At 65.6% G+C, this 15,479-nt stretch carries 13 protein-coding genes and 1 pseudogene; 11 read left to right on the top strand and 3 right to left on the bottom strand.

What is annotated here, in order from left to right:
• The first annotated feature begins 20 nt into the window (after positions 1 to 20).
• Both cobN and AB0J47_RS19695 read left to right on the top strand, forming a co-directional pair.
• Positions 21 to 3,629, top strand: a complete 3,609-nt coding sequence (gene cobN, locus AB0J47_RS19700; RefSeq protein WP_364347412.1) for a cobaltochelatase subunit CobN — start codon at positions 21 to 23, stop codon at positions 3,627 to 3,629.
• Between the two features lie 171 nt (positions 3,630 to 3,800).
• Positions 3,801 to 4,331: a hypothetical protein gene (locus tag AB0J47_RS19695; RefSeq protein WP_364347409.1), complete on the top strand. Its 531-nt coding sequence runs from the start codon at positions 3,801 to 3,803 to the stop codon at positions 4,329 to 4,331.
• Between the two features lie 113 nt (positions 4,332 to 4,444).
• Here the strand turns inward: AB0J47_RS19695 and AB0J47_RS19690 are convergent, their stop codons facing one another.
• From AB0J47_RS19690 to AB0J47_RS19680, 3 genes are all read right to left on the bottom strand, one after another.
• Positions 4,445 to 5,419 (bottom strand): YafY family protein, encoded by a 975-nt coding sequence (locus AB0J47_RS19690; protein WP_364347406.1) that lies wholly within the window; start codon positions 5,417 to 5,419, stop codon positions 4,445 to 4,447.
• Positions 5,420 to 5,533: 114 nt separating this feature from the next.
• A complete protein-coding gene (locus AB0J47_RS19685; RefSeq protein ID WP_364347403.1) occupies positions 5,534 to 5,785 on the bottom strand; it encodes a DUF6228 family protein in 252 nt (83 codons plus the stop codon).
• A gap of 188 nt (positions 5,786 to 5,973) precedes the next feature.
• A complete protein-coding gene (locus tag AB0J47_RS19680) occupies positions 5,974 to 6,972 on the bottom strand; it encodes a putative sulfate exporter family transporter (protein WP_364347400.1) in 999 nt (332 codons plus the stop codon).
• A 147-nt stretch (positions 6,973 to 7,119) separates the two neighbouring features.
• Here AB0J47_RS19680 and AB0J47_RS19675 point away from each other — a divergent pair, with 147 nt between their 5' ends.
• The 9 genes and pseudogenes from AB0J47_RS19675 to AB0J47_RS19635 form a co-directional block, all read left to right on the top strand.
• Entirely contained in the window at positions 7,120 to 8,049 is a 930-nt protein-coding gene (locus AB0J47_RS19675; protein ID WP_364347397.1) for a LysR substrate-binding domain-containing protein, read from the top strand.
• Positions 8,050 to 8,171: 122 nt separating this feature from the next.
• On the top strand, positions 8,172 to 8,990 hold the full coding sequence (locus AB0J47_RS19670) for a GntR family transcriptional regulator (protein WP_364347394.1): 819 nt from the start codon (positions 8,172 to 8,174) through the stop codon (positions 8,988 to 8,990).
• A gap of 12 nt (positions 8,991 to 9,002) precedes the next feature.
• Positions 9,003 to 11,668, top strand: a pseudogene (locus AB0J47_RS19665) (fumarate reductase/succinate dehydrogenase flavoprotein subunit).
• Positions 11,668 to 11,895, top strand: coding sequence for a ferredoxin family protein (locus tag AB0J47_RS19660; protein WP_327098653.1), 228 nt, complete (start codon positions 11,668 to 11,670; stop codon positions 11,893 to 11,895). The pseudogene AB0J47_RS19665 and the gene AB0J47_RS19660 overlap by 1 nt, the downstream one beginning before the upstream one ends.
• A 22-nt stretch (positions 11,896 to 11,917) precedes the next feature.
• Positions 11,918 to 13,348: an ABC transporter substrate-binding protein gene (locus tag AB0J47_RS19655; RefSeq protein WP_364347390.1), complete on the top strand. Its 1,431-nt coding sequence runs from the start codon at positions 11,918 to 11,920 to the stop codon at positions 13,346 to 13,348.
• Between the two features lie 29 nt (positions 13,349 to 13,377).
• Positions 13,378 to 14,253 carry an ABC transporter permease gene (locus AB0J47_RS19650; protein WP_364347387.1) on the top strand — a complete coding sequence of 292 codons (876 nt, stop codon included), beginning with the start codon at positions 13,378 to 13,380 and terminating at the stop codon, positions 14,251 to 14,253.
• On the top strand, positions 14,250 to 15,026 hold the full coding sequence (locus AB0J47_RS19645) for an ABC transporter ATP-binding protein (RefSeq protein ID WP_364347384.1): 777 nt from the start codon (positions 14,250 to 14,252) through the stop codon (positions 15,024 to 15,026). Before AB0J47_RS19650 ends, AB0J47_RS19645 begins: the two co-directional genes overlap by 4 nt.
• Positions 15,023 to 15,358 carry a ferredoxin gene (gene fdxA / locus AB0J47_RS19640; protein ID WP_357477765.1) on the top strand — a complete coding sequence of 112 codons (336 nt, stop codon included), beginning with the start codon at positions 15,023 to 15,025 and terminating at the stop codon, positions 15,356 to 15,358. Before AB0J47_RS19645 ends, fdxA begins: the two co-directional genes overlap by 4 nt.
• A partial coding sequence (locus AB0J47_RS19635; RefSeq protein ID WP_357478072.1) for an FAD/NAD(P)-binding protein occupies positions 15,355 to 15,479 on the top strand: 125 nt, incomplete at its 3' end. The genes fdxA and AB0J47_RS19635, both read left to right, overlap by 4 nt.

Raw genomic sequence — 15,479 nt, 5'->3', positions numbered from 1 at the left:
CCCGAGGAAGGCTGCCACCTGTGATTTTGCTGCTGTCGACGTCCGATACCGATCTATTGAGCGCGCGTGCGAGCGGTGCGGAATATCGGTGGGGGAATCCGGCTCGGCTGTTGGTCGAGGACCTGCCCGCGCTGCTCGACGGCGTCGATCTGGTGATCGTGCGGATCCTCGGCGGCAAGCGCGCCTGGGAAGATGGACTCGCCGCCGTGCGCGCCAGCGGGGTGCCGATGGTGGCGCTCGGCGGTGAGATCGCACCCGACGCCGAGCTGATGGAATGCTCGACGGTGCCCGGCGGTGTGGCCGCCGACGCGCACAACTACCTCGCCGCCGGTGGTGCGGAAAATCTACGTCAGCTGCACAACTTCCTTTCGGATACGGTGTTGCTCACCGGCCACGGCTTCGAACCGCCGGTGCAACTGCCGAGTTGGGGCGAGTTACAGCGCACGCCGAGCGCAACGGCCGAACATCCCCCGACTGTGGCCGTAATCTATTACCGCGCACAGCATCTCGCGGGAAACACCGCCTACATCGATGCCCTCTGCACGGCAATCGAAAACGCGGGCGCGAAAGCTTTGCCGCTGTACTGCGCATCTCTGCGCACCGCCGAACCGGAACTCCTGGACACCTTGCGCACCGCAGACGCACTGGTGGTGACCGTGCTCGCGGCAGGCGGCACCAAGCCCGCCAACGCATCGGCCGGTGGCGACGACGAGGCCTGGGATGTCGCGGCCCTCGCCGAACTGGATGTGCCGATCCTGCAGGGCCTGTGCCTCACCAGCGGCCGCGCCCAATGGGAGGCCAATGACGATGGACTCTCCCCGCTGGACGTCGCCACCCAGGTGGCCGTCCCGGAATTCGACGGCCGCATCATCACGGTTCCGTTCTCGTTCAAGGAATTCGACGCCGACGGACTGTCCACCTACATGCCCGATCCCGAGCGCGCGGCCCGGGTCGCCGGTATCGCGGTCCGGCACGCGCGGCTACGCCACATCCCGGCCGAACGGCGCCGCATCGCCATCATGATGTCGGCCTATCCGACCAAGCATGCGCGCATCGGCAACGCCGTCGGACTGGACACTCCCGCCAGCGCGATCCGGCTCCTCACCGAGATGCGCGCGGCCGGTTACGACCTCGGCGACGAGAGCGAGGTCCCGGGCCTCGCGGAGCGCGACGGAGACGCGCTGATCCACGCGCTGATCGCCGCGGGCGGTCAGGATCCGGATTGGCTCACCGCCGAACAGCTCGAAGGCAACCCGATCCGCATCAGCGCCGACCAGTACAGCAGCTGGTTCGACACCCTCCCCGAGGATCTACGCGAAGCGGTCATCGAGGCGTGGGGACCGCCTCCCGGCGAACTCTACGTGGACCGCTCCGCCGATCCTAAGGGCGAAATCGTCATCGCCGCATTGCGTTTCGGCAATATCGTGCTGATGGTGCAGCCACCGCGCGGCTTCGGCGAGAACCCGGTCGCCATTTACCACGACCCGGATCTGCCGCCAAGTCACCACTACCTCGCCGCCTACCGATGGATCGCCGCGCCCGAGGGATTCGCCGCCGACGCCATGGTGCACCTCGGCAAGCACGGCAACCTGGAATGGCTGCCCGGCAAAACCCTCGGCATGTCCGCCTCCTGCGGCACCGACGCTGCCCTCGGTGAGCTGCCACTGATCTACCCGTTCCTGGTCAACGATCCGGGCGAGGGCACCCAGGCCAAGCGCCGCGCGCATGCCACCCTGGTCGACCATCTCATCCCGCCCATGGCCCGTGCCGAAAGCTACGGCGATATCTCGCGTTTGGAGCAGCTGCTCGACGAACACGCCAACATCTCCACCCTGGACCCGGCCAAACTCCCCGCCATCCGCCAGCAGATCTGGACGCTCATGCGTGCGGCGAAGATGGACCACGACCTGGGCCTGGCCGAACGCCCGGACGAGGATGTCTTCGACGATATGCTGCTGCACGTCGACGGCTGGCTGTGCGAGATCAAGGATGTGCAGATCCGCGACGGTCTGCACATCCTCGGGCAGGCGCCGGCGGGGGAGACCGAACTCGACCTGGTCCTTGCCATGCTGCGCGCGCGTCAGCTGTGGGGTGGCGAGCGGAATGTGCCGGGTCTGCGGGAAGCCTTGGGGCTGAACGAATCCGGCACCGAGGTGCGCGAGCGGGTCGATGCGGTGGAGACCCAAGCGCGTGAGCTGCTCTCCGCACTGCAAGCTGCCGACTGGTCCGTAGACGCCGTCGACGGAATTGTCGACTCATCGACCGCGCCCGCGACCGACCCGACGTTCGCCGCGGTGCGCGCCGTGCTGCGCTTCGCCGCGACCGAAGTCGTGCCCCGCCTGCGTCAGACCGGTATCGAGATCGACCGAATCCTGCACGCGCTCAATGGCGGCTTCATTCCCGCCGGGCCGAGCGGATCACCATTGCGTGGCCTGATCAATGTGCTGCCGACCGGTCGGAATTTCTACTCGGTCGATCCGAAGGCCGTCCCATCACGACTGGCCTGGGAGACCGGGTCGGCCATGGCGGATTCCCTGCTCGATCGGTACAAGGCCGATCACGGAGAATATCCGCGCTCGGTCGGGCTGTCGGTGTGGGGCACCTCCGCTATGCGCACCTCCGGCGACGACATCGCGGAAGTCCTTGCGCTGCTGGGTGTCCGCCCAGTCTGGGATGAGGCGAGCCGCCGCGTCACCACCCTCGAGGTGATATCGCTGGCGGAACTGGGCCGTCCGCGCGTCGACGTCACGGTCCGCATCAGCGGCTTCTTCCGCGATGCGTTCCCACATGTGCTCGCACTGCTCGACGACGCGGTCCGACTGGTCGCCGACCTCGACGAGCCCGCCGAGTCGAATTATGTTCGCGCCCACGCCCAGAACGATCTCGCCCAACACGGCGACAAGCGCCGCGCCACCACCCGCATCTTCGGCTCCAAACCCGGCACCTACGGCGCGGGCCTGCTGCAACTGATCGACTCCAAGAGCTGGCGCACCGACGACGACCTCGCACAGGTCTACACCGCGTGGGGCGGGTTCGCCTACGGCCGCGACCTCGACGGCGCACCCGCCGCCGACGATATGCGCACCGCATACCGACGGATCACGGTGGCCGCCAAGAACACCGACACCCGCGAACACGATATCGCCGACTCCGACGACTACTTCCAGTATCACGGCGGCATGGTCGCCACCGTGCGCGCGCTGACCGGTAAGAATCCGCAGGCCTACATCGGCGACAGCACCCGCCCCGATGCCGTGCGCACCCGCACGCTCTCGGAGGAGACCTCGCGCGTCTTCCGTGCCCGAGTGGTGAATCCGCGCTGGCTCGAGGCGATGCGCCGCCACGGCTATAAGGGCGCCTTCGAAATGGCGGCCACCGTCGACTATCTGTTCGGCTACGACGCCACCACCAATGTGGTGGCCGACTGGATGTACGAAAAGCTCGCGGAGAGTTACGTTTTCGATGACGAGAACCGCAAGTTCATGGAGCAGTCCAACCCATGGGCGCTGCACGGCATTGCCGAGCGTCTGCTGGAGGCGGCGCAACGGGAGTTGTGGGAGCATCCGGAGCAGGCAACACTGGACCGATTGCGGCAGATCTACCTGGAGACCGAGGGTGAACTTGAATAGCCGGTAATGCAATACCCCAGTTCCTCGGGTATTCCAATTTTTTGATCTTGCAACGTATTTCGATTTCATGATTCCCGCGACGCCGAGTGTGCCGAGGGCGCATGATGATTGATGTCCGATGTCCGTTTCTCGGAAACATCGATCGAATCGGCTGGATGATTGGAAATCAAAATGAAGATCAAAAAGTTGGTGGCGACAACGGTTTTGACCGTTGCCGCGACAGGCATCACCGCGGCCACCGCCTACGGCTCGCCTGAAGTATCGTCGGAAACTGTGCTCAGCGGCGTGGATCACGGCGTCCAATACACCGCGGCGGTCGCGACCGACCGCTCCGACGCGACCATCACACTGGCCTCGGGTAAGTTCGTCCTGACGCCCGATGCCGGCATCACGGTGCTCGCACCGGACGGGGTCATGGTCGCCAGCGTGCCGACCACACTGCAGACGGCGGCGGGCCAGCAGGTGCATGTCACGCCCGAAGTCGATGCCGCGGCAACGACATTGACGCTGACACCGGTCAACGCTCCGGCACCGCAATCGGCCCCGCTGCAGTTCATCGGTGATGCGGGCACCACGGTCGCGGGTGTGTTGATCGGATGCGCTGTCGGCGCACTGATAGGACTGCTGTTCTTTATCGTCGGATTTCTGCCCGGATGTGTCATCGGCGGAATCATCGGCGGCATCGCCGGCGCCAATCAGTAATGAGGTAAATCGAGCTGTTTGATTAAGCCTCGAGCGGGTACTCCCGGCCGGGCATTCCGGAGAATTCGTCCGACCGGGGTTGCCGCTCACCGAAATTCAGGACGCATCGCATTTCAATTTCCACCCGCAGCTTTGCGAAACCGCTCGGCCGTTGAGCGCAGGTGCGAGGCGAGTTCGGGTGCGTCCAGGACTTCGAAGTCGACATCGAGTAGTCCGAGATACAACGTCAACGTATGTGGCGTATCCGAACCGACCTGGATCACACAGTGATTCGGGCCATCGGGTTCGACTGTCACGGCTGCCGGTAGCCGCGTACGCACAGTGGTAGCCGGGGCCGCCACCCGCACCTTGGCGCGGTAGCGCCACGTCGCCGCGCCGACACCGCGCTGTATCCGTTCGGCCACTTCGGTTTCGGGAACGCTGCGCGGGGTGAATCGTGCACCGTTCGGTGTCCGCGGCGTTATTCGGTCGACTCGGAAGGTGCGCCAGTCGGCGCGACCGACATCCCACGCCACCAGATACCAGCGGCCGTTCCAATGCGCGAGCCGATGCGGCTCCACCTCACGCCGCGATGGCGGTCGTTGTTCAACTGTGTCCGAATGGGTTTCGTAATCGAACCGCAGCCGCTCGCTGGCCCGGATCGCCGCGGCGACAGTGGTGAGCACGCCCGCGTCCACATTCGACTGACCCGGATGCGGCACATGCACGGTCGCGGCGGTCAGCGCCCGAACCCGATGCCGCAGCCGCGACGGCAGCACCTGCTCCAGCTTCGCCAACGCCCGCACCGAAGTCTCCTCGATCCCGGTCACCGCCCCATTCGCCGCCGTCGCCAACCCGACCGCCACTGCTACGGCCTCCTCGTCGTCCAAAAGCAATGGCGGCAGCGAAGACCCGGCCCCCAACCGATACCCGCCCGCAACCCCCGGCGTCGCATCCACCGGATACCCGAGCCGCCGCAGCCGCTCGACATCCGTACGAATAGTCCGCGTCGAAACCCCGAGCCGCTCAGCCAACGCAGGCCCAGTCCAATCCCGATGCATCTGTAGCAACGACAACAACCGCAACAACCGCGCCGAGGTCTCCAACATTGCTCGATCATCGCAGCAATCGCGGAAGGAATTCTTCCGCAGGGACGTGGCGGAGTTACTGTCCTACGAGCAGACGCTCTCGGCGGGATGTTCTACCTGTTCCGCCGATCGCGATCACCCCGTCGAGGGCGAGCCACAGCGATCACGGACACCGTCCCAGCCGGTGAAGTTGCCAGCCAGTTCGTCGAAGAACGAGACGAGATCGCTGTCGCCCATGACTGCCAGCGTCACCTGGTGCACGGTGGCGAGCAGCCCGGGAGCGCCGATCTGGGCGCAGACCTGGATCGAGCCATCGCCGCAAGGATCGGCCCGGTTCCACAGCCGAGCCCATGTCCCGTTACCCGGAGCACCCAGGCATACTGCCATGCCGGGAGCGCAACCGAGTTGCAGTCGCACTCCATCACCGCATGCTATCGCTATCCACCCTGCTCGGCGGAGCCCTGATGACCTCTCGCATTACATTTCCGCGCCCCTAGGAAATGCGGAGCAAAATCTTCTGCAATGGCATCGAGAGTGATCCTCGTGACGAGAACAGAGCAAAAATGCGGCGAATATCAGCGCCAGCCGGTAGCGGTCTGAAGTGCCAGGCTGGTCACGGCCAGGATGAGGGCGATTGCTCCGCCGAAAAGGAGCGGGCGCGGTCCGGCGATGCGGACATGTTGCCAGGTAAGGGCAGTCCCGATGGCGGCGAGTACGGCGGCGATGAGCCACGCGCTGAGGTGTCCGAGCGGGGCCGACCAGGATGCGGGCACCGCACCGAGCCCGGCGATCAGCGATGCGATCAGGAAGAGGACGACGAACAGTGGGAAGGTCCGCCACAGTGGGGTTTTCGTAGTTTCACCTGCCTTTCGGCGAGCCAGCTGTAGGCCGAGACACATCGGAACGATCATCAGGCTGCGGACGAGTTTGACGATCACCGCGAAATGCGCTGCCGCAGGGCCGAATATCACGCCCGCCGCGAGCACCGAGGAGGTGTCGTTGATGGCGGTACCGGCCCAGAGTCCGAATGCCTCCTGGGATAGACCGAGCACGTGCCCCAGTGGTGGATACAGCAGTACGGCAACGATATTGAACACGAAGATCGTGCCGAGGGCGTAGGCGACCCGGTCCTTATCCGGCTTGATAACCGCAGTGGCGGCGGCGATGGCGGAGGCACCACAGATCATCGTCCCGACCGCGACCAGGATCGCCGATTCCTGTTCCAGCGCAAGCATTCTGCCGATGATGACCGCGGCCACCGCGCCGACGACGATGGTTCCGATCAGCACCACCGCTGTCTGCCGTCCAACTGTCAGTACCGAGCCGAAGGGCAGCCCGAGGCCGAGCAACACGATTGCGGCGCCGAGCAGGCGTTTGCGGGTGAGTGCCAGGCCGGGCGCGAATATCCCTGCTTCCTCGACCGATCGGCGCGCCAGCACGCCGATCGCCGCGCCAGCGAGTAGCGCGACGACAGGTGCGCCCACCATCGGCAGTGCGTTGCCGAGGATGGTCGCCGCAGTGGCGACAACGGCCGCGAGCAGGATCCCGGGAAGATTTCGGCGTAGCGACGTCACGCCTTCACGATCGTGAGCGGGCTGCTTCGCCGGTAGCCGTCGGGGCGGGTGGAGCTCATCAGCAGCGCTGATGGGCGGCCGGATGCGCTGGCGGCTGCGAATCGCTCCGGGTGCCGCATGCGGCGCGCCCACCCATAATCGGACCTCATGACCCTGCCGCCCGGAACGCCCGATCTGGACGTACTCGATTTGCTGGTTTCCGTCGCGGAGCTCGGCAGCCTCGGCGCGGCCGCACGTCGGCACGGCATTACCCAACCCGCCGCGAGTATGCGGATCAGTGCGCTCGAGCGCAGGCTGCGATTGTGTCTGCTGGAGCGCGGGCCGACCGGCTCGGAACTGACCGACGCGGGGCGGGTCGTGGTCGGCCACGCGCTGCCGGTGCTCGAGGCCGCACGTTCATTCGTGGATGGTGTGACCGCATTACATGCCGCTGACGTGTCCCGGCTGCGAGTCGCCGCCTCGAAAACCATCGCCGACCATCGGATGCCGCAGTGGCTCGACGCCTTACGAGCTATCTGCCCGGATGTGGCCGTTTCCCTTGCGGTGGACAACACCCGGCAGGTGGAGGCTATGGTCCGTAGCGCCGAGGCCGATCTGGGGTTCGTCGAGGGTCCGCATCAACCGCGTGACCTCGGCAGCCGGGTGCTCGGCGCGGATGAATTGGTGGTGGTCGTCGGGCCGACGCATGCGTGGGCGACCCGTCGCAAACCGGTCGCCCTACGGGAGCTTGCGACAACTGCCCTGCTGTGGCGTGAATCGGGATCGGGCACCAGGGAAGCCGTCTGGGAAATCCTGAGCGCCGAATGCCAGCCGGCGCTGCCCGCCGCCGAACTCGGTTCCGCGGTGGCGATCATCTCGGCCGCATGCAGCGGTGTGGCGCCCGCGGTGGTGAGCAAGCTGATCGCCGCATCGGCCCTGGCGGCGGGCGCCCTCATCGAGGTGCGCTTGTCGACCCCGGTGGCCTTGACCAGAAAGTTTCGGGCCATCTGGCGGCATCAACTGCCACCGTCGGGCCCCGCCGAGATTTTGGTGAAATATGCGGCGGAGCTGGAAGCCCATCGCGCATCCAACTGGTGATACTCCGGCCGTCGCAGGAATTTGCCCAGGTAGCGGCCCTGCGCCGGTGCCGATAACTGGCGTAACCATTCGGTAATTGCGGGAAACGTCGCACGTAACGAACGGTTCGCAGCATTTGCCGCATGACAGGCAGAACGCATTCGGGAAATCCGGCAAGGGCGGGCGCCCCGGATCCGAGCACCGGTAGGCGCTCGGCGCCGGCTCGCCGGATCCGGGACATCCTGCGGGCACGTATCCGCAGTGGTATCTACGGCAATCGGCCACTGCCGTCGGAGGCGCAATTGGCCGCCGACTTCGATACCAGCCGCAATATTGTGCGTGATGCGCTGGCATTGCTGCGCGATGAGGGTCTGGTCGACCGGGTTCCCGGGGCGGGCACCTTCGTCGTATCCGATAAGGCGGTGCAGGGGCTGGACCGGCTGCGTGGTCTTGCCGAGACCTTCGAGACCGGCACGGATCGGGTCGTCAACCGGGTGCTGCTGGCGGAGGTCGTCCCTGCGACACCCATCGTGGCCGAGCGGCTCGAGCTCGAACCGGCGACACCGGTGGTCGCGCTGGAGCGGATCCGCTACCTCGACGGCACACCGCTGTCGTTGGACGCCAGCTACCTCACCGCCGATATCGGCGCGCCGCTGCTGACGATGGATCTGACCGGCTCCGATGTATTCGGTCTGGTGGAGGCCGAACTCGGCCTACCGCTGGGTTCGGCGGCGGTTTCGATCGAGGCGGTAGCCGCGGATCCGACGGTCGCCGGTCTCCTGGAGGTCCGCGCGGGTTCGCCGCTGCTGTTCCTGGAACGGCTCACCTACACCGACTCCGGTCGGCCCATCGATCTGGAGTACGTCCGCTATCGCGGGGACCGGTTCTCGCTGTCGGGCCGACTGCATCGCATTCCGGTCACACCGAATCGCGGTGTGGCCGAACCGAACGAAAGGGGCTGATCTCCGATGCCAATGGATATCCCACCGGTTGCGCAGCGCAGGGAGCTGAGCTGCGATGTACTCGTCGTCGGCGGCGGCACCGCGGGAACGATGGCCGCACTCACCGCGGCCGAGCACGGCGCGAATGTCCTGTTGCTGGAGAAAGCGCATGTGCGGCATTCCGGTGCGCTCGCCATGGGAATGGACGGGGTGAACAACGCCGTCGTTCCCGGCAAGGCGAGCCCCGAGGATTACGTCGCCGATATCACGGTGGCCAATGACGGAATTGTCAACCAGCGCACCGTCTATCAGACCGCGACGCGCGGCTTCGACATGGTGCGGCGGCTGGAGAGCTACGGGGTCAAGTTCGAGAAGGATGAGCACGGCGAATACGCGGTGCGCAAGGTGCACCGGTCCGGCAGTTATGTGCTGCCGATGCCGGAGGGGCGCGATGTGAAGAAGGTGCTCTATCGCACACTGCGCGCCCGCGATGTCCGAGCGAAAGTGACGATCAACAACCGGGTCATGCCGGTGCGGGTGTTGACCGTCGGTGGACGGGCGGTCGGCGCGGTCGGATTCGATACGCGCACCGGTGAATTCGTCACGATCTCGGCCGGCGCGGTCATCCTGGCCACCGGGGCGTGCGGCCGGCTCGGTCTGCCCGCCAGCGGTTATCTGTACGGTACCTACGAGAATCCCACGAACGCCGGTGACGGCTATGCGATGGCCTACCACGCGGGCGCGGAACTGTCGGGTATCGAATGTTTCCAGATCAACCCGCTGATCAAGGATTACAACGGTCCGGCCTGCGCCTATGTCGCCAATCCGTTCGGCGGCTACCAGGTCAACGCCGATGGCAACCGGTTCGTCGACTGCGACTACTGGTCCGGGCAGATGATGGCGGAGGTCAAGCGCGAACTCGACAGCGCTCGAGGGCCGATCTATTTGAAACTCAGCCATCTGCCGGATGCGACGATCGAGCAGATCGAGGGGATCCTGCACACCACCGAGCGGCCGACCCGCGGCACCTTCCACACCGGACGCGGAACCGACTATCGGACGCGGGATATCGAAATGCACATCTCCGAAATCGGCTTGTGCAGTGGGCATTCCGCATCCGGGGTCTGGGTCGACGAATATGCCGCGACCACCGTGCCCGGACTGTACGCGGCAGGCGATATGGCGCTGGTCCCGCACAACTACATGATCGGCGCGTTCGTCTACGGCGATATCGCCGGTGGCAGTGCGAGTGACTATGCCAGCGGCGCGGCACATCCCGAACTGCCCGAGGACCAGATCTCTGCCGCGCACGCATTGATCTATCGGCCGCTGACCAACCCGGACGGTCCGCCGCAGCAGCAGGTGGAATACAAACTGCGCCGCTTCGTGAACGACTATCTGCAGCCACCGAAAACGCAGCGCTATCTGACGCTCGGGCTGGAGGCATTCGAGCGGATGCACACCGATATCGAGCGGATGGGCGCGCACACCCCGCATGAGCTGATGCGTTGTGCGGAGGTGACATTCATCCGGGATTGCGCCGAGATGGCCGCGCGTGCGTCACTGCGGCGTACCGAGAGCCGCTGGGGGCTCTACCATCAGCGCTCCGATCGGCCGGAGCGCGACGATGCCGAATGGTTCTGTCACCTCAACCTGTTCCGCGGTGAATCAGGGGCGATGGAGTTCACCACGCGGCCGGTCGCCCCCTACATCGTGCCGGTGCCCGGATTCGTCCGGCCCGACGGCGTGCCCGATGCGGCGGCACCGGAGTTGGTCGGCGCATGGGGTGCCCGATGAGTGCCCGCTTGCTCCAGTTGATGGATCTGGCCGATGCGTGTCCCGAGCTTACCCAACTTCGACCATTTCTGGTCGACCCGGATCCAGAGGTCCGCCGCACGGCACTGTCGGTGCTCAGCGAGACCACCGAGGAGTGGGCGGCGGCCACGCCGATGATCGCGGGGGGTCTGGCCGATGTCGATGTCACCGTGCGCCACGCCGCCATCGGTCTGCTCACCGAACTGCTCGAGGTGCTGGTTCCCGGCGTGGAATTCGATGCGACACTGCGAAGCTGCGTATCGGCGGCCGAACCCGCCGTACGCTCCGCGGCGATCGGCGCACTGTGGCGACACCGTCGGGTCGACGCCGCCGAACTGTTCGGCTTGCTCGCCGACCCGAATGCCGAGGTGCGCCGTACGGTGGTCAGCGGGCTCACCTCGGTGGATGCACTGGCCGAACTCGACGCAGCGGCCGCCGACCCCGATCCGCTCGTGCGCATCGCGGTCGCCAAAGGCGTTGCCGCGGTGGGCGATCCACGAGGATCGGCGACGCTCGTCGGACTGGCTACTGACGACGATGCGCTCGTGCGGGCCGCCGCGCTGTCCGGGCTGGCCGAAACCGGATGCAGTGCGGAGGCGGCAGCGGTCGCCGCGACCGCGATCACCGATCCGGCCTGGCAGGTCCGCCAGGGCGCGGCGAACGCACTGGCGGTTGTCGACGCCGATTACGCCGCACCTCACCTGATTTCGGCGGTCGCCGACGACAACCTCGATGTCCGCAAAGCGGCTGTGCGTGCACTCGCCGAACGGATCGCCGAACGTCCCGAGGTCACCGCCGCCCTGCAATCCGCACTGGAGGACCCGGACGCCGATGTCCGCGCCTTCGCTCGCATCGGCATCGCCAACTCTCGGAAGGAAATCTGATGGCTCTGGTCAACTCCCGAATCGACGTTCCGGTCACCGTCGATGAACAGAAATGCATCGACGGCTGCACCCTGTGCGTCGATATGTGCCCACTGGATTCGCTCGCGATCCACCCGGATTCCGGCAAGGCGTATATGCACGTCGACGAGTGCTGGTACTGCGGCCCGTGCGCGGCCCGCTGTCCGGTCGGCGCCGTGACCGTCAACATCCCCTACTTGCTGCGCTGATCGCGGGCGAAGGAACACCACGATGAGGACACCACGCACGACCTTTCGAGGCCGGCTCGCGCTGTTGCTCGGCGCCGCGACCGCGACAACCGTCGTCGCCGGCTGCGGCTCCGGCAGCGACGGCAAAACGATCACTGTCGATATCGGCTATCAATCCAAGACCATCAATACCGTCACCGCGGGCACGCTGTTGCGTGATCGCGGCACGTTCGAGGCCAAGCTGGCCGAACTCGGCAAGTCGAAAGGTGTGACGTACAAGGTCGAATGGAAGGACTTCGCCGCCGGGCCCCCGCTGACCGCGCAGATGCTGGCGGGCCAGGTCGATATCGGGTCGATGGGCGATGCTCCGATCCTGGTCAACGGGTCGAAGACGCGCGATCACGCCGACGTGAAGTCCGAATTGATCGCGGTCACCGGCTACAACCTGCGCGGATCACTGAATCAGGTAGTGGTTCCGTTGGAATCACCTGCGGCGACCCTGGCGGATCTACGCGGCAAGGTCGTTTCGACCAGCGTCGGCTCCGCCGCACACGGCATGCTCGCCACCGGCCTGTCCGGGATCGGGCTCACCCTGGACGATGTGAAACTGCTCGGCCAGGACCCGGCCGTCGGGGCGTCGGCACTGCAGGGCGATCAGGTGTCGGCGCTGGCGCAGTTCGTGCCGTGGCCGCAGAAGCTCGTCTTCGACGGTAAGGCCAGATTGCTCTATGACGGTGGTAGCGCCAACATTCCGACCTTCCATGCGGTTGTGGCGAATAAGCGATTCGACGAGGCGAACCCGGATATCGTCGCGGCATTCCTCGCCGCGCAACGCGAGACCACCGATTATCTGAACCAGAATCCGCTGGCCGCCGCGAAGCGGGTCGCCGAGATCACCGGAATACCGGCAGAAGTCGTGTACTTGTACAACGGCCCCAATGGCCTGGTGAGTTTCGATCCGACCATCAAGCCCCAGCAGGTCGATGCGCTCGGCAAATTGCTGCCCTTCTTGAAGGGGCTCGGTGCGCTGGCTGATCTGGATCTCGGCGAGTTCGTCAACGACAAATACGTTCGGGCGCTGTATGGATCCGACTACGAGACCCAGCGCGCCTCGACCAGCGCCCCGAGCAGATTGACCGGTATCGACTCGGTCTGTGGGGGCGCCGTCGACAATACGGCGACCGCTTCCGAGGTGTGGTTCGAAGGTGCCGACACCACCTCGGTGGCCAAGACCCCGACCTGCTTGCTTCGCCTGATCGCCCAGCACGGCGGCTCGGCCCGGGTCGGCTATGTCCCGGATACCGCGTCCGGAATGCGGATCTTCGCGGCCACCGCCACCTGGGTGAGTGATCCCGCGGCCGCACCCGACGAGCGGCTGAAACCGTTCGCGGTCAAGGCCGACGCCCAGGCCTATGCGGGCGGCCATCCGGGCGCAGCCGTAATCGACTACGCCGCAGCACTGCTGGCCCGCTAGACATCCGACACGAGATCAGGAGGTTCGATATGACGGTATCCGCCGAACCGGTTGCCGCAATCCCGGCAACGTCTGCCGAAACGGAGGCGACCACCCACCGATCGACCGGACGGCCCGTCCGGGTAGTGCTGCCTGGCCGACTGCGCACGGCACTGCTCACTGCGGTACCGCTGGGCGCGCTGGTTTTGCTGTGGTATCTGCTCACGGCGAACCAGGTGGTGTTCTGGCTGCGCTTCGACAAGATCCCCACGCCCGCGGAGGTCCTGGACTCGTTCCGAACTCAGCTGGGCACCCATTCCTACTACAGCAATATCGTCTCCAGCATCCGCCGAATTCTGATCGGCTTCGGGCTGGCGACGGTGGGCGGTGTGCTCGTCGGTATGGCGATCGGTCGCTCATACATGGTCAGCGCGCTGGTGCGACCGATACTGGAGGTATTCCGGCCGATACCGGCAATCGCGTTGGTGCCCTTGGCTATTCTGCTGTTCCCGACGGGGGAGCAGGGCATCGTCTTCATCACCTTCTTCGCGGCATTCTTCCCGGTAGCGGTCAGCACCATCCATGCCATGCACGCCCTGCCGAAGGTGTGGGAAGAAGCCGCTCGCACGCTCGGCGCGCGACGTTGGGAGATCCTGTTCCAGATCGCCTTGCCCGGTGCGCTACCCGGCATCTTCTCGGGGCTTTCGGTGGCGATGGGCGTCGCGTGGATCTGCGTGATCAGTGCCGAAATGATCTCCGGACAGTTCGGTATCGGTTATTTCACCTGGCAGTCCTACGGCCTGCTCGACTATCCGGGGGTCGTGGTCGGAATGCTGTCGATCGGAGTGCTGGGCTGGGCCACGGCCTGGCTCGTCGAAGTGGTCGGTCGGCGGGTCAACCGTTGGTTGCCGAGGGCAGTGCGATGAGTGCGGGAGCGGCCGTCCGGATGCGCCAGCTGCGCATAGCATACGGCGAAAGCCTCGCTGCCGAAGTGGATCTCGATGTCGACCCAGGCGAGATCGTGGTACTGCTCGGTCCGTCGGGATGCGGTAAATCAACCATCCTGCGTGCCATGGCCGGATTGCTGACACCGATCGGTGGCACCGCCGAAGTGGATGGCGGTGCAGTGGGTACCGGCGCACAATGCGCGATGGTCTTTCAGGAAGACGCGCTGTTGCCATGGCGCACCGCTCGTAAGAATGTCGAATTCGCGTTGCGGCTGCGTGGGGTGCCGCGCGGTCGGCGTCGACCGGAGGCATTGGAATTGTTGAATCAGGTGGGGCTCAACGACTTCGGTGACCACCTGCCCGGCGCCCTGTCCGGTGGTATGCGCCAGCGCGTGCAGCTGGCCCGCACCCTGGCCGCACAACCGCGCGTACTGCTCATGGACGAACCGTTCGGTGCGTTGGATGCGCAGACCCGCGCCGATATGCAGCGGTTGCTGATCTCGGTGTGGCAGCGTCACAAGACGACTGTCCTGTTCGTCACCCACGACGTCGACGAGGCTTTGCTGCTCGCGGATCGGATCGTCCTGCTGACCACTCGTCCCGCCCGGATCCAGCGCATTATCCCGATCGACAATCCCCGCGCGCCGGGCGCTCGATTCGAACCCGAATTCGCGCGGCGCCGCTACGAAATCCTGGCCGCACTCGGTGAAGACACCGAGCTCGCGGCCGCATCGGCTGAGGAGGCGTCATGACCTTCGTAATCGGCGCCGCCTGCGTGGACGTCATGGATCGGGCCTGTGTGGAGGAGTGCCCGGTCGACTGCATCTACACCGGTGGTCGGATGGCCTATATCCATCCGACCGAATGTGTGGATTGCGGTGCCTGCGAACCGGTATGCCCGGTCGAGGCCATCTACCTCGATGACGATATCCCTGCCGGGCAACAGCAGTTCGTGGCCGAGAACGAGCGATTTTTCACCGAACCGCTGCCGGGGCGCGATATCGCGCTCGGATCGCCGGGCAGTGCGGCGAAATTGGGTGCGGTCGGGGCGGATACGGCATTCGTGGAGGCGTATCAGCCATGAGTGTGCCGAAATACCCACTGCGCGTGGCGATCGTGGGCGCGGGCCCGGCCGGTATCTACGCCGCCGACGCGTTGATGAAGTCCGATGCCGAGGTGAGCATCGACCTGTACGAGCGCATGCC

This window comes from Nocardia sp. NPDC049737 (assembly GCF_040674755.1).
In the GTDB taxonomy this organism is placed as follows: domain Bacteria; phylum Actinomycetota; class Actinomycetes; order Mycobacteriales; family Mycobacteriaceae; genus Nocardia.
The sequence above is the reverse complement of the archived record's forward strand: the minus strand, read 5'-3'. Positions and strand labels throughout refer to the sequence as shown.